Origin of the sequence: Roseateles sp. (genome assembly GCF_052436255.1) — a bacterium.
Classification (GTDB): domain Bacteria; phylum Pseudomonadota; class Gammaproteobacteria; order Burkholderiales; family Burkholderiaceae_C; genus Pelomonas.
Genome location: NZ_JBQVNP010000034.1, coordinates 14,117 through 34,987 on the forward strand (window position 1 = coordinate 14,117; position 20,871 = coordinate 34,987).

Genomic DNA, 20,871 nt, shown 5'->3' on the forward strand with positions numbered 1-20,871 from the left:
GAGCGGAGCCGGATCAGACCTTGCGGCGGCGCTTGGCCAGGCCAACGCCCGCCAGGGCTACTGCCACCAGGGCGTAGCTGGCCGGCTCCGGCAAGGCGCCAGCGTTGACGTTGAGCACGACCCGGGTGTTGCCGTTGAAGTTGAGGCCCGCCCAGTTGACGGCGATGGAATCGGCGTCGAACGTGATGCGGCTGGCATCGAAGCCGGCCATGTTGCTGCCCGCGTCCAGCGTGACGCTGGTGATGCTGGGCGCGCCCAGGAAGTTCAGCAGATTGCCGTTCTCGATGTAGAGGCTGCCGCTCGACCAGCCGGCTCCGGTGCTCCAGGTGGCGCTGCTGATGTAGTCGTAGATGACTTGGGTGTCCGTGACCTGGATGTCGAAGTAGCCGATCGAGCTGCCGCGGACGGTGCCGTCCACCGTGAAGGTCTGAACCCCGCTGTAGGCGGTGCCGTTGAAGTAGTACTGCGAGCCGGCGGTGGCGCCGATCAGGCCTGCGTAAGCGGGCAGACTGGCGGCGAGCAGGCTGGCCGTGGTGAGCGCGGCGGCCAGGAGCTTGGTGGCGAAGGTCATGGAGTTATGAATTAGGGGTTGACGACGAACGCATGTTGCATTGATCACCCCCGTCTGCCTCCCCCGCGCCTCCAGGGGGTCAGACCTTGCCGTGTGAACAATTGCGCAGGCTTGAGGCCCCGTCTCCCCCGCGGCTGCGGGAGTCAGGCTCAGGGGCAGGTCGCGCAGCCCGCCGCAACCAGCCAGGGGTCCTTGTCCTCGCCGCCGAAGATGTCGACCAGGAAGTCCAGGAAGGCGCGCGTGCGCGCCGGCACGTATTTGCGCGTCGGCATGCCGGCCCACAGCGTCGTGCTGAACAGCCGCCACTGCGGCATGACGCGCTCCAGCGCCTGCTCCAGCAGCGCGTCTTCGACCATGAAGCTGGGCAGACCGGCCACGCCCAGTCCGTGCAGGGCGGCGGCGTAGTTGGTGTCCATGTGCGTCGTCGACAGGGCCGCGCGCGAGGGCACGATGGGCAGGGTGATCTCCTCGCCGCCGTCGCCGCGCTGCAGCGTCAGGCCGCGCAGCAGCATGGCGGTGGGCGGCAATAGCGCGTCGTGTTCCTTGAGATCGCTCGGATGTTGCGGCCGGCCGCGCTGGTCCAGATAGTCCGGCGAGGCACACATGATGAATTCGCTGCGGGCCAGGCGCCGCGCGACGAACTCCCCGTCGAGCGCGTCCCGCGCCAGCAGGATGGTCAGGTCGTAGCTGTCGTCCACCGTGTCGACCGCGCCGGGCGACGTGATCTCCAGCGTCACGAGCGGATAGTCGCGGTGGAACTTGGGCAGGTGCTTGGCGAGCTGGTGCACCGCGATGGCGGGCGGGCACAGCACACGCAGCAGGCCGCGCACCTCTTGCGTTGCCGATGCGGCCAGCGCCGCCGCCTCATCGACATCGGCCAGGATGCGCCGCGCCCGTTCCAGGTAGGCCTCGCCGATCTCGGTCAGCGCCAGGCGCCGCGTCGTGCGGTTCAGCAGCCGCGTGCCGAGGTGGTCTTCCAGCTCGGCGATCAGGCGGGTGACGACGGCCGGGGCCAGGTCAAGCGCCCGCGCCGCGCCTGCAAAGCTCCCCTCGTCGATGACTCGGACGAAGACCTTGATGGCGCGGAGTTGATCCATCCGGCGGGATTCAAGGGTGAGCGGCCATGACCTGGGCCACCGCCGCCGTCAGCCGCTTGCCATAGGGCACATGCAGGAACTCGTTCGGCCCATGCGCATTGCTCTTGGGCCCGAGAACGCCGCAGACCATCATCTGCGCCTGCGGGAAGCCCTTCTGCAACATGCTCATCAGCGGGATGGTGCCGCCCTGGCCGATGTAGCCGACCGGCGCCTTGAAATGAGCCTGGCTGGCGTCGTTGAGCGCCTGGCTCAGCCACGGCGACAGCTCGGGCGTGTTCCAACCGGTGGCGCCGAGCGCGCCGGCACGGCCGTCGGGCGTGAAGGTGACCTTGGCGTTGTAGGGTGCGTTGTCCTGCAGCAAAGCCTGCAGACGCAGCGCGGCGGCATTGGCATCCACCAGGGGCGGCAGGCGCAGACTCAGCTTGAAGGCCGTGTAGGGCCGCAGCACATTGCCGGCGTTCTTCAGCTCCGGAAAGCCATCGGCACCAACCACCGACAGCGTCGGCCGCCAGGTGCGATTCAGCAGCACCTCGACCGGGTCGCTCGTCACCGGCAGCACGGGGCCGCCGTCCGCGCCGCAGGCCCAGGGCATGCGCTTGTAGACCTCGTCCTTCAGGATGGCCGCGGTGGCCTGCGCCTGCGCCAGGCGGGCGCCGGGGATCTCGCAGTGGAAGCTTTCGGGCAGCAGGCGCCCGGTCTTGCTGTCCTCCAGGCGGTCCAGCACCTGGCGCAGGATGCGAAAGGATGACGGCACGCAGCCCGAGGCGTCACCGCTGTGGATGCCCTCGGTCAGCACCTCCACCTTCAGCACACCGGAGACCATGCCGCGCAGCGAGGTCGTCAGCCACAGCTGGTCGTAGTTGCCGGCGCCCGAGTCCAGGCAGACGACCAGCGACACATTGCCCAGGCGCGGCTTGAGGATGTCGATGTAGGCCGGCAGGTCGAAGCTGCCGCTCTCCTCGCAGGTCTCGATGACGCCGACGCAGCGCGGGCGCGGGATGCCTTGGCTGTCCAGGGCCATGATGGCCGTCAGCGAGGCATAGACCGCATAACCGTCGTCGGCGCCGCCGCGGCCGTAGAGCAGGCCGTTCTCGTACTTGGGCGTCCAGGGCCCGAGGTCGCTGCGCCAGCCGTTGAACTCGGGCTGCTTGTCGAGGTGGCCGTAGAGCAGGATGGTGTCGGTCGAGGCGGCCTTGGTCGCAGGCACCTCGAAGAAGATCACCGGCGTGCGACCGGGGATGCGCACGATCTCGAGCTTCAGGCCGGCCACCTTCTTGCCCTCGACCCAGGCGGCCGCCTGCGTCAACACCCTCTCGATGTGGCCATTGGCCGCCCAGTCGGCGTCGAACATCGGGCTCTTGGCGGGAACAGCGATGTAGTCGGCCAGCGCTGGGACGATTTCCTCGTCCCAGACGCGTTCGGCAAAGGCGCCCAGCGCGGTCGCCTCTTCGGCTTGCAGGGGCAGGTGGGGATCTCGTGCGTTCATGGCAGGCTCCTTGCTCGCGCTTGTGGCGCGGCCTGCCAGTTTAGGCTTGCCGACGCCCGCGCTTCCTGCCCGCGCGCTGACGACCCGGCAGCCCGAAGTGCCTATTCGCGCTCGAACTTGAACACCGCCACGCTGGCCATCAGGTTGGGCCGCCTGCGCACCACGCGGCCATCCTGCAAACCGAAGCTGTCGAGGATCTTGAGCCGGTTCTTGCGCGCCAGCACGCCGAAGTCGGCAAAGGTGCCGACACGGATATTGGGCGTGTCGTACCACTCGAAGGGCAGCGCCTTGGTCACCGGCATGCGGCCGAACAGCACCTGCAGCCGGTTCGGCCAATGGGCGAAGTTGGGGAAGCTGACGATACCCATCTTGCCGACGCGGGCCGTCTCCTTGAGCATGGCCTCGGCATTGCGCAGGTTCTGCAGCGTCTCCAGCTGCAGCACGACGTCGAAGCTCTGCTCCTCGAAGATGGCCAGGCCTTCCTCCAGGTTGCGCTGGATGACGTTGACGCCGCGCTTCATGCAGGCCAGCAGGTTGGCGTCGTCCAGCTCCACGCCGTAGCCGCTGCAGCCCTTGTGCTTGATGAGGTGCTCCAGCAGCTCGCCGGTGCCGCAGCCGAGGTCGAGCACGCGTGAGCCGGGCGGCACGAGTGCCGCGATGGCAGGGTCGAAGCTCATGCAGTCACCCCCTTCCGCACGGGCCGGGCCGCCGGACAGAGCCCGCCGGCGATGCGCTCGAAATAGGCACCCAGCACGCCGTGGTAGCGCGGGTCGTCGAGCAGGAAGGCGTCGTGACCATGGGGCGCGTCAATCTCGGCGTAGCTGACCTCCAGCCGGTTGTCGAGCAGGGCCTTGACTATTTCTCGAGAGCGCGCCGGCGAAAAACGCCAGTCGGTCGTAAAGCTGGCAATCAGGAACTTGGCGCGCGCGCTGGCAAAGGCCCGTGTCAAGTCTCCACCATGCTCGGCGGCGGGGTCGAAGTAGTCCAGCGCGCGCGTGATCAGCAAATAGGTGTTGGCGTCGAAGTAGTCGCTGAACTTGTCACCCTGATAGCGGAGATAGCTCTCGATCTGGAACTCGATCTCCTGCGTCGAATAGCCGAGCACGCCGTTCTTCAGCTGCCGGCCGAACTTCTCGGCCATCACGTCGTCGCTGAGATAGGTGATGTGGCCGATCATGCGGGCCACGCGCAGGCCGCGCTGGGGCACCACGCCATGCTCGTAGAAGTGGCCGCCGTGGAAGTCGGGGTCGGTCACGATGGCGCGGCGCGCCACCTCGTTGAAGGCGATGTTCTGCGCCGACAGATTGGGCGCCGTCGCGATGGCGATGCAGTGCGCCACGCGCTCGGGATAGCGCAGCGCCCAGTCCAGCGCCTGCATGCCGCCCAGTGAACCGCCCAGCACCGCCGCCAGCTTGAGGATGCCAAAACGCTCGACGAGGCGGGCCTGCGCATCCACCCAGTCCTGCACCGTCACGACAGGGAAGTCCGCACCCCAGGCGCGCCCGGTGGCCGGGTTGACATGCATCGGCCCCGTCGAGCCGAAGCAGGAGCCTATGTTGTTGACGCCGATGACGAAGAACTTGTCGGTGTCCAGCGCCTTGCCCGGGCCGATCAGGTTGTCCCACCAGCCCTCGCTCTTGGGCTGGCCGGCATAGCTGCCGGCGACATGGTGGCTGGCGTTGAGGGCATGGCAGACCAGCACCGCATTGCTGCGCTCGGCATTGAGCCGGCCATAGGTCTCGACCATCAGGTCGTAGGCCGGCAGGCTGGCGCCGCTGCGCAGCGGCAGCGGCTCGTCGAAATGGAAACTCTGCGGCGACACGTCGCCAACGCTCAGGCCCGTCATGGCCTCACTCCAAAGATCAGACTTTTCGCGCCGTTCAGGCGCGATGAGTCAATAAAAAACCGGCGCCACTGTTGCGGACGCCGGTTTGATGTCGGAGTCCTGTTTAGCGGCATTTATTGAGCGCCCGCAATCCGGAACAAATCGGCGCTATGGAGCGGGATTCTAGTCACCCCTGGCCGTCGAGCCGGAACTGCGCCACCGCGCCCGTCAGCAGCTGCAGCTGCTGACGCAGGCTGTCCGCCGCGGCCGCCGACTCCTCCACCAACGCCGCGTTCTGCTGCGTCATGTGGTCAAGCTGGTTGACGGCGCCGTTGATCTGGCCGATCCGCGCGCTCTGGTCGGCAGCGCCTTCGGCCACCTCGCCGATCATGTCGCTGACCTTCTGCACATTGCTGACGATCTCCCGCATCGTCGTGCCAGCGTGCTGCACGAGGCGCGAACCGGCCTCGGTGCGCTCCAGGCTGGCGGCGATCAGCGACTTGATCTCGCGCGCGGCTTCGGCCGAGCGCTGGGCCAGCAGCCTCACCTCGCTGGCGACGACCGCAAAGCCGCGGCCCTGCTCGCCCGCGCGCGCCGCCTCGACGGCCGCGTTCAGCGCCAGGATGTTGGTCTGGAAGGCGATGCTGTCGATCAGCCCGAGGATGTCGCCGATGCGGCGCGAGCTGGTGTTGATCTGGTCCATCGTGGCGACCACCTCGGCCACCTCCTGGCCGCCGCGGCGCGCCACCTCGGCTGCACCTTCGGCGAGCTGGCGGGCCTTGCCGGCGGCGTCGGCGCCATGCCGCACGCCGCTGGTGAGGTCCTCCATCGAGCTGGTCGTCTGCTGCAGGCTGGACGCCGCCTGCTCGGTGCGCTGGCTCAGGTCCTGGTTGCCCGAAGCGACCTCGCTGCTGGCCGTCTCGATGCTCTGCGCCGAGGTTTTCACCTGTCGCACCAGGTCGCGCAGGCTGCTCTGCATCGCGTCCAGCGCGCGCAACAGGTCTGACGCCTCGTCGCGGCCGACGATGCGGATGTCGTTGTTCAGGTCGCCGCTGGCGATGGACTGGGCCACCGTGCCGGCATAGCGCATCGGGCTGGTGATGGTGGCCGAGTTGATCAGCGTCAACGGCACGACCAGCACCATGATGGCGATGAGCACGGCCGCCGAGCGCCAGCCGATGCCGCGCAGCTCGGCGCCGAACGCGGTCTCGCTGGCCTTGGCCTGCTGGTCGATGAGGCCGGCGATGCGCTCGACGCGCTGTTCGATCTCGCGCATCGCCGCCTTGGGCCGGTTCAGCATGCGGTCCGCCACCTTGGCGGTGTCGAAGCCCCCGGCCTCGATCTGGCTGAGCACCGGCTGGGCACCGGTGCGGTAGTCCTGCAGAAACTTCAACGCCTCCAGGCCGACGGCCTTGTTCTCCTCCTGCTTGCCCTGCTGCAGCCCCTGCAACGCCACCGTCAGCCGCTGCGCGGCGGCGTCCCAGCGCTGGCGGTACTGCTTGACCTGGTCCGGGTCTTCATAGGCGATGACCATCTGCTTCTCCTCCAGCCGCACATCGGCCAGCGCCTGGCGGATGGTGCTGACCTGCTGAAGATCATGCATCGCATGGGTGGTCACGTCGGCATTGAGCGCCATCAGCTGGCGGCCGCCGAGCAGGCCGGTCAGGCCCAGGGCGGCAAACATCAGCAGCACCATCGCGATGGCGCCCTGCATGCGGGTGCGGATGGTGAAGCTGCGCATCCAGGTGGCGAGGTCCATGGCGGTGTCTCCTTTTCTGGGTCCGCTCGGGGCGGATGGGGGGTCTGGCGATGCTAGTCAAGCCTCGGCTGCTGGCAAGCGACGTTTTGCCCGAACTTGCGGTTACTGAACACTTGACCAATAATTCGGCGCATGCCCCGCCCCAGCCAGGATCAGGATCAAGCCTTGCTCGCCGCCGGCGCCGTTCTCTACCCGCAGCTGGGCTGCGCCGGCCTGTCGGTGCGCCGTGTGGCCGAGGCGGCCGGCGTGAACCCGGCCATGGTGCACTACCACTTCGGCAGCAAGGACGGCTTCCTGCGCGCGCTGCTGCAGCGCCACTACGAGGAGATGTTCACGGCGCTGTCGCTGAACAGCCAGGGCGATGCGGACGTGATGGAACGGCTCGCTGCGGCGCTGCTGGGCGTGGCGCGCTTCGTGCGCGAGCACCGGCCGCTGATTGCGCGCGTCTGGGCCGACGCACAAGGCGGCCAGGCCGTTGCGCAGGACTTCCTGCGCGCCAACGCGCCGCGCCACCTGGGCGTGCTGCTGGCCATGCTGCAGGAGGCCGAAGCGCTGCAGCGGTTGCCGGTCCAGCCGCTGCTGACGCGCTTTTCATTTCTGATGGGTGCCGTCGTCGCGCCTCTCATCCTCGTCGGCGGCATGAAGTCCATCGAGGCGGTGCCAGCGGCCCTGCAGGCCATGGTGGACGACGACGTGATGTCCGACGCGGCCCTGCAGCGGCGCATCGAATGGGCGCTGCTCGGCCTGGCCAGTGGCGTCTGAGGAGTCACCATGAAGCGCATTCTCATGCTGCTGTTGCCGGCCCTGCTGGCCGCTTGCACCAACACGCCACCCGCCGGATGGACGGGTTATGCCGAGGCCGAGCTGGTCTACATCGCGTCACCGGTCGCGGGGCGGCTGACGGCACTGGCCGTGCGCTCCGGCGAGGCCGTCACTGCGGGCCAGGCGCTGTTCGAGCTGGATGCAACGCCCGAACTGGCCGCCGATGCCGAAGCGCAGGCGCGCGCGCAAAGCGCCCAGGCCCAAGCGGCCAACGCCGACAAGGGCCGGCGCGCGCCCGAGGTGGCCGTCACGCGGGCGCAGCTCGACCAGGCGCGCGCGGCCGAGCGCCTCGCCGACCTCGACCTGACGCGCCAGCGGCAATTGCTGGCGCAGGGCTTCGTCGCCATGTCGCGGGTGGACGGTGCAACGGCGGCACTGGCCCAGGCACAGGCCCGCGTCGCCGAACTGGAAGCCGCACTCGCCGTGTCCCGACTGCCTGCCCGCGCGGACGAACGCGCCGCTGCCCGCGCGCTGGCACACGCAGCCCAGAGCGGCCGCGCGCAGACGGCATGGCGCGTTGAGCAAAAGCGCCAGAGTGCGCCCATGCCAGCACGCGTGCAGGACGTCTTCATGCGCCCGGGCGAATGGGTGGCGGCAGGCCAGCCGGTGCTGGCGCTGCTGCCACCAGCCAACCGCAAGGCGCGCTTCTATGTGCCGCAGTCGGCGGTGGGGGCACTGAAGCTGGACGCGCCGGTGAATCTGCACTGCGACGGCTGCGGCGCCGCCATCCCCGCGCGCATCAGCTTCATCGCGGCCGGCCCCGAGTACACGCCGCCGGTCATCTATTCCAACCAGCAACGCGACAAGCTGGTCTTCCTCGTCGAGGCGCGGCCGGTCAAGGCCGGGGATGCCGAGCGGCTGCACCCGGGACAACCGCTGGATGTCACGCAATGAGCGATCTCGCCATCGACGTGAAGGGGCTGTCCAAGGCCTACGGCGGCCGCAAGGTCGTCGACGCCGTCGACATGCAGGTCGACGCCGGCCGCATCGTCGGTTTCCTCGGGCCCAACGGCAGCGGCAAGACGACATCGCTGCGCATGCTCTGCGGCCTGCTGACGCCCGACGCCGGCGAGGGCCGCGTGCTGGGGCTGGACTTCCGCCGCCAGGCCGCCGAGGTGAAGCGCCAGGTCGGCTACATGACGCAAAGGTTCGGCCTCTACGAAGACCTGTCGATCCGCGAGAACCTGGACTTCGTCGCGCGCCTGTTCTCGATGCCGAACCGGCGCACAGCCGTCGACGGTGCGCTGGAGCGGCTCGGGCTGGCGACACGCCAGAAGCAGCTCGCCGGCGCGCTGTCGGGCGGCTGGAAGCAGCGCCTTGCGCTGGCCGCCTGCTTGTTGCATCAGCCCCGCCTGCTGCTGCTGGACGAGCCGACGGCCGGCGTCGATCCCAGGGCAAGGCGCGAGTTCTGGGACCAGATCCACCAACTCGCCAGCGAAGGCATCACGGTGTTCGTGTCCACGCACTACATGGACGAGGCCGAGCGCTGCGACGAGCTGGTCTACATCGCCTATGGCCGCGTGCTGGCGCGCGGCGCGGCCGCTGCCATCGTGCAGGACGCCGGCGCGACCGACCTGGAGGATGCCTTCGTCAAGCTCGTCGCCCAGGCCACCGACAACTTCAGCGCAGCCGCCTGAAATGAAACTCAAAGGCAACCACAGAGGCACAGAGATACAGAGGAAATACAGAGGCTGCTTCTCCGTGCCTCTGTGCCTCTGTGGTTGCATTTCCGTACCCGTTTCATCCGTTACGGGCGGCACGCAGCACCATGGAAAACGGATATGAAAGCCCTGGCCCGCATGTTCGCCATCGCGCTCAAGGAAGTGCAGCAGATGCTGCGCGACAAACTCACCTTCGCGATGGCGGTGGGCGTGCCCATCCTGCAGCTGGTGCTGTTCGGCTATGCGATCAACACCGACCCCAAGGGCCTGCCAACGGCCATCGTGTCGCAGGACACCAGCCCGATGGCGCACAGCATCGTCGCGGCGTTGCAGACGAGTGGCTATTTCCGCGTTGTCGAAAGCGGCATTGCCGAGTCTCGCGGCGACGCTTTGCTGCAAAGCGGCGACATCCAGTTCCTCGTCATCGTGCCGGACGACTTCGGCGCCCGCGTCGTGCGCGGCGAGAGGCCAGCCCTGCTGGTCGCCGCAGACGCGACCGACCCGTCGGCCGGTGGCAATGCCATCGCCGCATTGAGCCAGCTCGGCGCCACCGCGCTGAATCGCGACCTGCGCGGCGCACTGGCCTCGCGGGCACAGCAGGCTCCGCCGTTCGAAGTGCGCGTCCAGCGCCGCTACAACCCCGAGGGCCTGTCGCGCTACAACATCGTGCCCGGCCTGGTGGGCACCATCCTGACGATGACGATGGTCATGCTGACGGCGCTGGCGATGACGCGCGAACGCGAGCGCGGCACGATGGAGAACCTGCTGGCAACGCCGGTGCGGCCCATCGAGGTCATGGCCGGCAAGATCCTGCCCTACGTCGTGCTCGGCTACGTTCAGCTCGGCGTCATCCTCGGCGCGGCCTTCCTGCTCTTTGACGTCCCGATGGTCGGCAGTGCCACGCTGCTGCTGGCCATGATCGGTGTCTTCATGCTGGCCAACCTCGGCGTCGGATTCACCTTCTCGACGTTGGCCAGGAACCAGCTGCAGGCCCTGCAGCTGACCTTCTTCTTTTTCCTGCCGTCCATGCTGCTGTCGGGCTTCATGTGCCCGTTTCGCGGCATGCCGCAGTGGGCGCAAACCCTGGGCGAGGTGCTGCCGCTGACGCACTTCCTGCGCATCGTGCGCGGCGTCATGCTCAAGGGCTCGGGCGCGGCGGAGTTGCTGCCCGAGGTCTGGCCGATGCTGGCATTCCTCGCCGCAGCGGGCGGCATCGCGTTGTTGCGCTACCGGCAGACGCTCGACTAGGGAGCGCTGCAGAGGCAGTGCGCGATGGCCGCCTTGTCCCACTGGCCGCGCGCCGCCACCTGGCTCAGTGCCTTCAACGCCGACAGCTCTTCCACGACCGGCGCCGGCAGCCCATCCAGGCCCAGGGCCTGCACAAGCGAGGGCGCCATCACATCGGCCAGTGAGGCCAGCAGCCGCTCGCTGCGGCTCAGGTCACGCTCGACATAGACGACGCGCGGCTTGCCGCCAGCCTTGACCTCCAGCTTGGCCAGCTGCACCGCCGTCTGCAGCGCATCGTCGAAGCTGCCGAGCCGGTCCACCAGGCCGCGCGCCTTGGCCTGGGCGCCGGTCCAGATGCGGCCCTGCGCCACGGCGTCGATCTTCTCCGGCGTGCTCTTGCGGGCGTCGGCGGCCAGGCCGGTGAAGCGCGCATAGGTGTGATCGATGCTGGCCTGCAAGGCCGCCTGCAGCCGAGGGTCCAGCGGCCGGCGGGCGTCATAGCCACCCGCCAGCCAGGTCGTCGTGATGCCGCCAGTGTGCAACGACAGCTTGTCCATCAGGCCTTCGGCCGTGGGCAGCATGCCGTAGACGCCGATGCTGCCGGTGATGGTGCCGGCATCGGCGATGACGGCATCGCTGGCCATGGCAATCCAGTAGCCGCCCGAGGCCGCCACATCGCCCATCGACACGACGACGGGCTTGCCGGCGGCACGCGTCAGCTCCAGCTCGCGGCGCACGATCTCGGAGGCGAAGGCGCTGCCGCCGGGCGAGTTCACGCGCAGCACGATGGCCTTGATGGCGTCGTCCTCGCGCGCCTTGCGGATCAGGCGGGCGGTCGAGTCGCCGCCGATACGGCCCGCACCGGCCTCGCCGTCACTGATCTCGCCCTCGGCGACGACGACGCCGATGCCCGGCTGCAGCTTTGTCGGCGTGCCGGCATCCTTCACATAGGCCATGTACTGGCCCATCGACACCTGGCGGAAGCTCTTGCCCTCTTCGTCCTTGGCACCCTTGGCGACCAGCAGGTCGCGCATCTGGTCGCGCGTCTTCAGGCCGTCGACGAGCTTGTCCTGCAGCGCCAGCCTGGCGGTGTCGCCCTGGACGGCGACCAGGCGCTGCGGGAGTTCCTCGATACCCTTGACGAGGCTGCCGGCCGGCAGCTTGCGCGCCGCCTCGATGGTGGCGGTGAAGCCGCTCCACAGCTCGCCATAGACCAGGCCGACGGACTCCCGCGTGGCCGGGCTGGGACCGTTCTCGGTATAGGTCTCGGCCGCGCCCTTGTAGGTGCCGGCCTTGACGACATGCGCCGTCACGCCGAGGCGGTCCAGCGCGTCCTTGTAATAGGTGCGGTAGCGGCCGAAGCCTTCCAGTCCCACCATGCCCATGGGGTGCAGATAGACCTCGCCGGCCTGGGCGGCCAGGAAATAGCCGCGCTGGCTGTAGCTGTCGGCGTAGGCCATGACGGGCTTGCCGCTCTTCTTGAAGCGCTGCAGCGCGCCGGCGACTTCGTGCAGACCGGCGAAACCGGCGCCCTGCAGCGCCTCGACATCCAGCAACAACGCGCCGATCTTGTCGTCGGTGGCGGCATGGTCCAGCACGGCCAGCACATCGCGCAGCCGCGTCTGGCGCGGCGTGCTGCGGCCCTGCGCCTGGGCCATCACCTGCTCGCGCGGGCTGCCAGAGAACTGCTCGACGAGGTTGCCGTCGAGCTTGAGAACGAGCGTGGTCTTGTCGGCCAGCGGCTTGGGGCCGCGCGTCAACAGCGCCGTGACGATGACGACGATGAGCAGCAGCACGAAGAGATTCATCAGCGCCCGGCGCGTGCCGTCGAGCAGCCACCAGGCCTTGGAAAAAAACCAGCCGATCGCGGAGAACACGGACTTCATCGACAAAGCCTTGAGGGTTGATGCGGTCCATTGTGGCGGCCGGCGGCCCTTAAGCTCCGTTCGTCACGTTTTGTGAGGAAACCACATGCTTGCCTGGCCCGGCTGGACGAGACGCATCAACGATCACTTCCCGCTGCGCTACCTGACCTGGATGCTGTGCGGGCTGCTCGCGCTGTTCTTCGCCGTCAGCTGGACGGCCGGCCTGACCGGCGGGGTGCTCGTCGTCATCTTCCTGGCACTGGCCTTGCTGGGCCTGCGCGACGCGCGGCAGCAGCGCCACTCCATCCTGCGCAACTATCCCGTGATCGGCCATCTGCGCTTCCTGCTGGAGTTCATCCGACCCGAGATCCGCCAGTACTTCCTGGAGGGCGACAACGACGCCGCGCCCTTCTCGCGCGCGCAGCGTTCCATCGTCTACCAGCGCGCCAAGGGCGCGGCCGACCAGCGCCCCTTCGGCACCCAGCTCGACACCAGCGCGCGCGGCTACGAGTGGATCAACCATTCGCTGGCGCCGACTCATCTCACCAGCCACGACTTCCGCATCACCATCGGCGCCGAGCGTGCCCAGCCCTATTCGTGCAGCGTCTTCAACATCTCGGCGATGAGCTTCGGCGCGCTCAGCGCCAACGCCATCCTGGCGCTGAACAAGGGCGCCAAGATCGGCGGCTTTGCCCATGACACCGGCGAGGGCTCGATCAGCGTGCATCACCGGCAGCATGGTGGCGACCTGATCTGGGAGATCGGCTCGGGTTATTTCGGCTGCCGCAACGACGATGGCAGCTTCAGCGCCGAGCGCTTCGCGGCCAATGCGCGCGACCCGCAGGTCAAGATGATCGAGCTCAAGCTCAGCCAGGGCGCCAAGCCAGGCCACGGCGGCGTGCTGCCTGGCCCCAAGGTCAGCGAGGAGATCGCCGCCGCGCGCGGCGTGCCGGTGGGCGTCGACTGCATCTCGCCCGCCCGCCACAGCGCCTTCTCCACGCCGGTCGAAATGATGCGGTTCATCGAGCAGCTGCGCGAGCTGTCGGGCGGCAAGCCCACCGGCTTCAAGCTCTGCATCGGCCACCCCTGGGAATGGTTCGCCCTCTGCAAGGCCATGCTGGAGACCGGCATCACGCCCGACTTCATCGTCGTCGACGGCGCCGAGGGCGGCACGGGCGCGGCGCCGCTGGAGTTCACCAACCACGTCGGTGCCCCGGTGCAGGAAGGGCTGCTGCTGGTGCACAACGCCCTGGTCGGCCTGAACCTGCGCGACAAGATCAAGCTCGGCTGCGCCGGCAAGGTGACTTCGGCCTTCGACATCGTGCGCCTGATGGCCCTCGGCGCCGACTGGTGCAACGCGGGGCGCGGCTTCATGTTCGCCCTGGGCTGCATCCAGGCCCAGGCTTGCCACACCGGCCATTGCCCGACCGGCGTGACCACGCAGGACGCCCTGCGCCAGCGCGCCATCAACGTGCCCGACAAGGCGCAGCGCGTCGCCAACTTCCACCAGAACACCCTCAAGGCGCTGAAGGAACTCGTCGAAGCCGCCGGCCTGTGCCATCCGCAGGAGATCACGGCCCAGCACATCGTGCACCGCCTGGACAAGCACGAGGTGAGGCTGCTGGCCAACCTGCTGCCTTTCGTCGAGCCCGGCTGCGTGCTGCGTGGCGAGATGCCGCACAACACCTTCAAGATCTACTGGCCGCTGGCCAGCGCCCACAGTTTTGCGCCTCAAGGCGCCATTGCGCGTATGCAGTGATCTGCATCAACCCCTGAACCGGGGGCATGAATCAGGCTCGCGCCTACCGCCTGGACGCGGGGGAGGACGGTTCCAAGTTAGGGGGAGGACGCCTGAAACGCGCACAATGCGGAACGTTGTCACACCACCCCATGCCTACCGTTTTTCTCCTCCGTCTCAGCGACACCACGTTGCAACGCACCCGGTCGCTGCTGCTGCAGGCGCGGGGCGTGGAACTGGCGGGCAGCGCGAGTCATCTGAACGATGCGCTGCAGGAGATCGCGGCGCTGGCGCCCGACATCGTCGCCAGCGACCTGCGGCTGATGGACAGTCATGCGATGCGCGTGGCCCACGAACTCGGCCGCCTGCCCGTGCGACCGCAGCTCCTGCTGCTGACGCCGACGGCCGACGACCTGCAGCTGTTCGCCGCCCTGAGTGCGGGCGCCAACGCCTATCACGTGGACGATGGCAGCGGGACCGGCCTGGTCGCCGCGTTGACGCGCCTGCATGAGCGCCGCGCCATGCTGAATCCGCAGCTTGCCCGCCAGGCGCTGGCGGCCTTCGGCATCGAGCGCAGTCCCATCGTCACGGCCCGCCAGCCTTCAGCCCCGCTGGATGCGACACCGGCGGGGCGCCAGATCGAACAGGCCAGCCGCCACCTGCTGACGCTGCTGGCGCAAGGCCTGCTGCTGGCCGAGATTGCGACGCTGTGGAAGCTGGAAGTCGCCGAGATCGAACGCCGCATCTGGCGCCTGGTGCGCCTGCTGCACGTCCGCTCGCGCGAGCTGCTGATTGCCTAGACCGGCACGGTGTCCGCAAAGCTCTGGCGCTGCGAGAGCTTGTCCATGTGGCGCGCCAGATTGGGATAGTCCTCACGCCAGTTGATTTCCGGGAAGCGGAACTCCAGCCAGCCCAGCGCGCAGCCGAGCGAGATGTCGGCCAGCGAGAAATGGCTGCCCGAGCACCAGGGCTTCTCGCCCAGGCCCTGGCTCATGGCTGCCAGTGCGGCATTGACCTTGCCCAGATGGCGTGCGATCCAGGCGGGGCTGCGCTGTTCCGGCGTGCGCTGCGCCCAGGTGCGCTCCAGGCGCACGAGGATGGCGGCGTCGACGATGCCGTCGGCGAGTGCCTCCCACGTGCGTACCTCGCAGCGCTCGCGGCCGCGCTCGGGGATGAGCTTGCCGACGGGCGACAACGTGTCCACGTACTCGACGATGACGCGCGAGTCGAAGACGGCGCCGGTGATGGAGTCTTGCCCTTCCATCACCAGGCAGGGCACCTTGCCCAGCGGATTCATCTTCAGGATGGCGTCGCTGCCCCAGACATCTTCCAGCACCAGCTGGTAATCGAGCTTCTTCTCGGCCATCACGATGCGCACCTTGCGCACATAAGGGCTGGTGAGAGATCCGATCAGCTTCATGGTCATAGGACAACAAGGGGGTCACAGGTCGAAACGATTCTAGCGAGCGCCCCTTGCGCCTCCGGCGGTGAAAAAGTCCTGTCGGATGGGGCCGACAGCCACCTCAGGCGGGGGTTGCCAGCAGCGCAGGGCGCGTCCAAAGTGTCCGCCGGCCCTCGACGGCGCGGGCTCGGCCGATGCCAGCCACTTCGCGCCATGCGGCCGGCCGGGACCGCCGAGCTGTAGCGGCGCGCGCCGCGCTGTCCTCCAAATCCGCTTCACGGTCCGCAGCGGCAGCAACGCGCAGCCGCGAAGGCCATGCGCCGCGGGCACTTCTAGAATTGCGGGTTTTCCACGACCTGCCGGCCCGCCATGACGCCCTCCGACTACTCCGCCATCAGCGCCCTGTCGCCGCTGGACGGCCGCTATGCCGCCAAGGTCGCCGCGCTGCGCCCGCTGCTGTCCGAGTACGGGCTGATGCATCGCCGAGTGCAGGTCGAGGTGGAGTGGTTCATCGCGCTGTCGGACGCCGGCTTCAAGGAGTTCAAGCCGCTCTCAAGCGCCGCGCGCTCGCGCCTGCGCCGCTTGGTGAAGAAGTTCAGCGAGGCCGATGCCGAGGAGATCAAGTCCATCGAGCGCACGACCAACCACGACGTCAAGGCGGTCGAGTACTGGATCAAGCGCAGCTTCGAGGGCGATACATCCGTGCACAGCGAGTTGCTGGCGGCAGCCGAGTTCGTGCACTTCGCCTGCACCAGCGAGGACATCAACAACACCAGCCATGCGCTGATGCTGAAGGCCGCGCGCGACGAGGTCATGCTGCCGGCGCTCGACGGCATCGTCGCCACGCTGCGCAAGATGGCCCACCAGTTCGCGGCCGTGCCGATGCTCTCGCGCACACACGGCCAGACGGCCAGCCCGACGACGGTGGGCAAGGAGATCGCCAACGTCGTGGCGCGCCTGGTGACGGCGCGGGCACGCATCGCAGCGGTCAAGCCGCTGGCCAAGATGAACGGCGCGGTGGGCAACTTCAACGCCCACCTGTCGGCCTGGCCCAGGCACGACTGGGAAGCGTTCAGCAAGACGGTCATCGAGAAGCAGCTCAAGCTCACGTTCAACCCGTACACCATCCAGATCGAGCCGCACGATTACATGGCCGAGCTGTTTGACGCCTTCACCCGCGCCAACACCATCCTGATCGACTGGTCGCGCGACGTCTGGGGCTACATCTCCTTGGGCTACTTCAAGCAGCGCACCAAGGCGGGCGAGATCGGCAGCTCGACGATGCCGCACAAGGTCAACCCGATCGACTTCGAGAACGCGGAAGGCAATTTCGGCCTGGCCAGCGCGGTGTTGACGCACCTGTCGCAGAAGCTGCCGGTGAGCCGTTGGCAGCGCGACCTGACCGACTCCACCGTGCTGCGCAACATGGGCGTGGGCCTGGGCTATGCGCTGTTGGGCTATGACTCGCTCGCCAAGGGCCTGGGCAAGCTAGAGGTCAACGAAGCCGCGCTGGCCGACGACCTCGACGCCGCCTGGGAAGTACTGGCCGAGCCCATCCAGACGGTCATGCGCCGCTACGGCCTGCCCAACCCCTATGAGCAGCTCAAGGAGCTGACCCGCGGCAAGGCCATCACGCGCGAGTCGATCCAGGCCTTCATCGAAGGGCTGGACCTGCCCAAGGCCGAGAAGGCACGCCTGCTGAAGATGAGCCCGGGCAGCTACACCGGGCTGGCGCAAGACCTGGCACGGCGCGTCTGACGCATCAGAGCTGCAGCTTGAACACTCTCGAGGGCTCGCTGTAGCCCTCGATCTGTTGCTGCGGCTGCTCGACAAATCCCAGCCTGGCGAGCAGGGACACGCTCGACGCGTTGTCCAGTGCCGTGATGGCCATCAGCACCGGCCAGCCCATCACGTCTCGCGCATGCGCGACACAGGCCCGCGCCGCTTCCAGCGCATAGCCGCGGCCCTCGTGCTCCGCCAGCAGCGCATAGCCCAGGTCGGGCTCGGGCAGGGTCGGGCGCTTGAACAGGCCGCACATGCCGACAAGTTCGCCATCCTCGCGCCGCTCGACGCCCCAGAAGCCATGGCCGAGCTCGCGATAGGCCTTGAAGAGCCTCCCCTCGGCCCAGCTCAGCGCCGCTTCGACGCTGCGCACGCCCGGGTCGTTGATGTTGCGGATCCAGCCCGGCTCGTTGACGAGGCGAAGCAGGAAGGGCGCGTCTTGCGGTGTGAATTCACGCAGCGCCAGGCGTTCGGTGTCGAGGATGTGCATGCAGCCAGACAATAACCGGTCATGCTCCGGTCCCTTGCCCGCCTAACCGATCACAGACGCCGCACAGACGCTTCATGAGCCTCGCGCCCGACTCCAGCGACAACCCCGCGCTCAGCCAGGCTTTGCGTGAACTGGACGTCATCCTGGCCAATGCCGGCGTCGGCATCGTCTTCGTGAAAGCGCGCACCCTCGTGCGCTGCAACCAGCGCTATGCCGAGATCTACGGCTTCGACGGCGTGGAAGGCGCCATCGGCCGCAGCAGCGTCGAACTCTACGAGACCGAACAGGATGCCCGCGGCCTCGGCGCCCGCGCCTACCCGGTGCTTTCGGCCGGCGAGACCTTCCGCAGCGAGCAGCTGATGCGGCGCCAGAACGGCGAGCTGTTCTGGGCCCACCTGACCGGCCGCCTCATCAACGCCGAGCAGCCGGCCGATGGCTCGATCTGGATCGTCGACGACATCCACGAGCGCAAGCTGGCCGACGCCGCGCTGGCCGACCTGCATGCCGAGCAACAGCTCATCCTCGACCACGCCATGGTCGGCATCGTCTTCCTGCGCGGCCGCCGCGTGACCCGCTGCAACCGCGCCTTCGAGCAATTGTTCGGCTACGGGCCCGGCGAGCTCGACGGCCAGCTGTCGCGCGCCTGGTACCTCAGCGACGAGGACTGGAAGACCGCCGGCGACCTCTGCTACGAGCCCTTGTCGCGCGGCGACTCCTTCCACGCCGAGATGCTGCTGGCCCGCAAGGACGGCAGCGCCCTCTACTGCGAGGTGCGCAGCAAGGCCATCGACCCCAGCGATCTGTCGCGTGGCTCCATCTGGATCACGCAGGACATCACCGCCCGCAAGCAGGCCGAGCTGGAACTGGTGCAGGCCAAGTCCCAGCTCGAGGCCCTGGTGCAGCAGCGCACCGAGCAGCTCAGCCAGACGGTGGCGGCACTGGAGCTCAAGGTCGCCGAGCAGCAGGCTGCCGAAGCGCGCGCCGAGCGCCTGGCGCTGTTCGACGGCCTGACTGGCCTGCCCAATCGCCATCTGCTCGCCGACCGCGCGAGCCAGGCCATCGACATCGCGCGCCGCGGCGACGAGCCGCTGGCCGTGCTCTTCCTGGACCTGGACCACTTCAAGAACGTCAACGACTCCCTTGGCCACCGTGTCGGCGACAGCCTGCTGGCCCAGCTCGCGGCCCGCCTGCGCGGCGCGGTGCGCGAGCAGGACACCGTGGCCCGCATGGGCGGCGACGAGTTCGTGCTGGTGCTGCCGCTGACGGACGTCGCCGGCGCGGCCCACCTGGCTACCAAGCTGATGGCGCTGGCGAGCGCGCCCTTCCAGGTCGAGCAGCAGGAGCTGACCGTCACGCCGTCGATGGGCATCGCGATGTTCCCGACCGACGGCGACGACTTCGACACACTGTGCAAATGCGCCGACGCGGCGATGTACCGCGCCAAGCGCGATGGCCGCAATGCCTACCGCTTTTTCACCAGCGAGATGCAGGCGCAGTCGGCCCGCGCACTGCAGCTGGAAAACGCGCTGCGCCGCGCGCTGGAGCGCAAGCAGCTCAGCCTGCACTACCAGCCGCAGTTCGCGCTGGATGACGGTGACGAAACCCGCATCGTCGGTGCCGAGGCCCTGCTGCGCTGGCACCACCCCGAGCTGGGCAGCGTGTCACCCGCGGAGTTCATCCCGGTGGCCGAGGCATCCGGCCTGATCCTGCCCATTGGCGAGTGGGTGCTGCGCGAGGCCTTGAGCCAGCTCGGCCGCTGGGACGCCGCTGGCCTGACCGAGCTGACGATGGCGGTCAACCTGTCGGCCGTGCAATTCCGCCATGACGACCTGCCTGAACTGGTCGGGCGCGTGCTCGAGGACGTCGGCATGGCGGCCGAGCGCCTGGAGCTGGAGCTGACCGAGGGCGCCGCCATGGACAACCCGGCCGTGGCCATCACCGTCATGAACGAGCTGCACGCGCGCGGCGTTCGCCTGTCCATCGACGACTTCGGCACCGGCTATTCGTCGCTGAGCTATCTGAAGAAGTTCCGCGTCAGCAAGCTCAAGATCGACCAGTCCTTCATTCGTGACCTGACCGACGACGCCGAGGACCGCGCCATTGTCGACGCCGTCATCCGCATGGCGGGTGCGTTAGGCCTGCAGACCCTGGCCGAGGGCGTCGAGACCGAAGGCCAGCTGGCCTTCCTGCGCCGCCAGGGCTGCCAGGCCGTGCAGGGCTATCTGTTCAGCCGGCCGCTGCCGGCCCAGGCCTTCGAGGCCTTCGTCCAAAGCCGCGTGCTGGCCAGCGTGCTCTGAGCGGGTGCGAGCCAATCTGCACGCCACCCTGGACAATCCCGCGCATGAACTTCCTTGCCCAACTTCAAGCCCTGACCCCGCATTCGCGCCTGTGCGTCGGCCTCGACCCCGAGCCGGGCAGGCTGCCGGGCGCCTGGGCGGGCGATGCCTCCAGGATCTACGACTTCTGCAGATCAATAGTCGATGCGACGCATGACCTCGTCTGCGCGTTCAAGCCGCAGATCGCCTACTTCGCGGCCCACGGCGCAGAGGCCCAGCTCGAACGGCTCATCGCGCACATCCACGACGTCGCCCCGGGCGTGCCCGTCATCCTCGACGCCAAGCGCGGCGACATCGGCTCGACCGCCGAGCAGTACGCCCGCGAGGCCTTTCAGCGCTACCGGGCCGACGCGGTGACCCTGTCGCCCTTCATGGGCTTCGACAGCATCGAGCCCTACCTGGCCTACGAGGGCAAGGGCGCCATCGTGCTGTGCCGCACCTCCAACAAGGGCGGCGACGACTGGCAGATGCAGCGGCTGGCCGACGTGCCCGGCCAGCCGCGCCTGTTCGAACACCTCGCGCACCTGGCCGAGTCGCAGTGGAACCGCAACGACCAGCTCGGCCTCGTCGTCGGCGCCACCTACCCGGCCGAGATCGCCCGCGTGCGCGAGCTGGCGCCGACGCTGCCGCTGCTGGTGCCCGGCGTGGGGGCGCAAGGCGGTGATGCCGCCGCCGTCGTGCAGGCCGCGGGCCGCCAGGCGCCGCTGGTTGTCAACTCCTCGCGCGCCATCCTCTATGCCGGCAGCGGCGCCGACTTTGCCGAGCGCGCTCGCGCCGTGGCCGAGGCCACCCGCACCAGCCTGCGCTGAA

General features: G+C 68.3%; 17 protein-coding genes, 1 pseudogene and 1 riboswitch. Of the genes and pseudogenes, 9 read left to right on the plus strand and 9 right to left on the minus strand.

Translation table 11 applies throughout. The features are described 5' to 3' along the window. Positions 1 to 13: 13 nt before the first annotated feature. The 6 genes from ACT6S0_RS10400 to ACT6S0_RS10425 all read right to left on the minus strand — a co-directional run bounded on the left by ACT6S0_RS10400 (position 14) and on the right by ACT6S0_RS10425 (position 6,738). The gene (locus ACT6S0_RS10400) at positions 14 to 571 is read right to left on the minus strand and encodes a PEP-CTERM sorting domain-containing protein (RefSeq protein WP_444763826.1); all 558 of its coding nucleotides are present in this window, start codon (positions 569 to 571) and stop codon (positions 14 to 16) included. A gap of 149 nt (positions 572 to 720) precedes the next feature. Then, complete coding sequence (locus tag ACT6S0_RS10405) at positions 721 to 1,668, minus strand: LysR family transcriptional regulator (RefSeq protein ID WP_444763827.1); 948 nt, start codon at positions 1,666 to 1,668, stop codon at positions 721 to 723. A gap of 10 nt (positions 1,669 to 1,678) precedes the next feature. Next, the gene (locus ACT6S0_RS10410) at positions 1,679 to 3,154 is read right to left on the minus strand and encodes a M20 family metallopeptidase (protein ID WP_444763828.1); all 1,476 of its coding nucleotides are present in this window, start codon (positions 3,152 to 3,154) and stop codon (positions 1,679 to 1,681) included. A 101-nt stretch (positions 3,155 to 3,255) separates the two neighbouring features. After that, positions 3,256 to 3,831: a methionine biosynthesis protein MetW gene (metW, locus tag ACT6S0_RS10415; protein ID WP_444763829.1), complete on the minus strand. Its 576-nt coding sequence runs from the start codon at positions 3,829 to 3,831 to the stop codon at positions 3,256 to 3,258. Then, positions 3,828 to 5,000 carry a homoserine O-succinyltransferase MetX gene (gene metX / locus ACT6S0_RS10420; RefSeq protein ID WP_444763830.1) on the minus strand — a complete coding sequence of 391 codons (1,173 nt, stop codon included), beginning with the start codon at positions 4,998 to 5,000 and terminating at the stop codon, positions 3,828 to 3,830. Before metX ends, metW begins: the two co-directional genes overlap by 4 nt. Before the next feature lie 82 nt (positions 5,001 to 5,082). Then, positions 5,083 to 5,158, minus strand: a riboswitch (SAM riboswitch). 8 nt (positions 5,159 to 5,166) lie between these two features. After that, positions 5,167 to 6,738 carry a methyl-accepting chemotaxis protein gene (locus tag ACT6S0_RS10425; RefSeq protein WP_444763831.1) on the minus strand — a complete coding sequence of 524 codons (1,572 nt, stop codon included), beginning with the start codon at positions 6,736 to 6,738 and terminating at the stop codon, positions 5,167 to 5,169. A 132-nt stretch (positions 6,739 to 6,870) separates the two neighbouring features. On the opposite strand from ACT6S0_RS10425, the gene ACT6S0_RS10430 reads away from it, so the two are divergent. The 4 genes and pseudogenes from ACT6S0_RS10430 to ACT6S0_RS10445 all read left to right on the plus strand — a co-directional run bounded on the left by ACT6S0_RS10430 (position 6,871) and on the right by ACT6S0_RS10445 (position 10,469). Next, entirely contained in the window at positions 6,871 to 7,500 is a 630-nt protein-coding gene (locus ACT6S0_RS10430; RefSeq protein WP_444691958.1) for a TetR family transcriptional regulator, read from the plus strand. Positions 7,501 to 7,509: 9 nt separating this feature from the next. Further along, the gene (locus ACT6S0_RS10435) at positions 7,510 to 8,454 is read left to right on the plus strand and encodes an HlyD family secretion protein (RefSeq protein ID WP_444691959.1); all 945 of its coding nucleotides are present in this window, start codon (positions 7,510 to 7,512) and stop codon (positions 8,452 to 8,454) included. Then, positions 8,451 to 9,125: pseudogene (gene ccmA / locus ACT6S0_RS10440) on the plus strand (heme ABC exporter ATP-binding protein CcmA); the annotation flags it as partial. The gene ACT6S0_RS10435 and the pseudogene ccmA, both read left to right, overlap by 4 nt. A gap of 216 nt (positions 9,126 to 9,341) precedes the next feature. Next, complete coding sequence (locus ACT6S0_RS10445) at positions 9,342 to 10,469, plus strand: ABC transporter permease (RefSeq protein WP_444763832.1); 1,128 nt, start codon at positions 9,342 to 9,344, stop codon at positions 10,467 to 10,469. On the opposite strand, the gene sppA is transcribed toward ACT6S0_RS10445, so the two are convergent. Next, positions 10,466 to 12,334 (minus strand): signal peptide peptidase SppA, encoded by a 1,869-nt coding sequence (gene sppA, locus ACT6S0_RS10450; RefSeq protein WP_444691961.1) that lies wholly within the window; start codon positions 12,332 to 12,334, stop codon positions 10,466 to 10,468. The genes ACT6S0_RS10445 and sppA overlap by 4 nt on opposite strands. A gap of 85 nt (positions 12,335 to 12,419) precedes the next feature. Here sppA and ACT6S0_RS10455 point away from each other — a divergent pair, with 85 nt between their 5' ends. Both ACT6S0_RS10455 and ACT6S0_RS10460 read left to right on the plus strand, forming a co-directional pair. Continuing rightward, entirely contained in the window at positions 12,420 to 14,072 is a 1,653-nt protein-coding gene (locus ACT6S0_RS10455; RefSeq protein ID WP_444691962.1) for an FMN-binding glutamate synthase family protein, read from the plus strand. Positions 14,073 to 14,203: 131 nt separating this feature from the next. After that, positions 14,204 to 14,851 (plus strand): hypothetical protein, encoded by a 648-nt coding sequence (locus ACT6S0_RS10460; RefSeq protein ID WP_444691963.1) that lies wholly within the window; start codon positions 14,204 to 14,206, stop codon positions 14,849 to 14,851. Here ACT6S0_RS10460 and ACT6S0_RS10465 read toward each other — a convergent pair. Then, entirely contained in the window at positions 14,848 to 15,471 is a 624-nt protein-coding gene (locus ACT6S0_RS10465; RefSeq protein WP_444691992.1) for a glutathione S-transferase family protein, read from the minus strand. The two genes, ACT6S0_RS10460 and ACT6S0_RS10465, sit on opposite strands and share 4 nt — an antisense overlap. A 351-nt stretch (positions 15,472 to 15,822) precedes the next feature. Between ACT6S0_RS10465 and purB the strand changes: the two genes are divergently transcribed. Next, positions 15,823 to 17,211, plus strand: a complete 1,389-nt coding sequence (gene purB / locus ACT6S0_RS10470) for an adenylosuccinate lyase (RefSeq protein ID WP_444691964.1) — start codon at positions 15,823 to 15,825, stop codon at positions 17,209 to 17,211. 4 nt (positions 17,212 to 17,215) lie between these two features. On the opposite strand, the gene ACT6S0_RS10475 is transcribed toward purB, so the two are convergent. Further along, positions 17,216 to 17,725, minus strand: a complete 510-nt coding sequence (locus tag ACT6S0_RS10475) for a GNAT family N-acetyltransferase (protein WP_444691965.1) — start codon at positions 17,723 to 17,725, stop codon at positions 17,216 to 17,218. 74 nt (positions 17,726 to 17,799) lie between these two features. Here ACT6S0_RS10475 and ACT6S0_RS10480 point away from each other — a divergent pair, with 74 nt between their 5' ends. Next, a complete protein-coding gene (locus ACT6S0_RS10480) occupies positions 17,800 to 20,022 on the plus strand; it encodes a putative bifunctional diguanylate cyclase/phosphodiesterase (RefSeq protein ID WP_444691966.1) in 2,223 nt (740 codons plus the stop codon). A 44-nt stretch (positions 20,023 to 20,066) separates the two neighbouring features. Next, positions 20,067 to 20,870 (plus strand): orotidine-5'-phosphate decarboxylase, encoded by an 804-nt coding sequence (gene pyrF, locus ACT6S0_RS10485; protein ID WP_444691967.1) that lies wholly within the window; start codon positions 20,067 to 20,069, stop codon positions 20,868 to 20,870. Position 20,871: the final 1 nt, after the last annotated feature.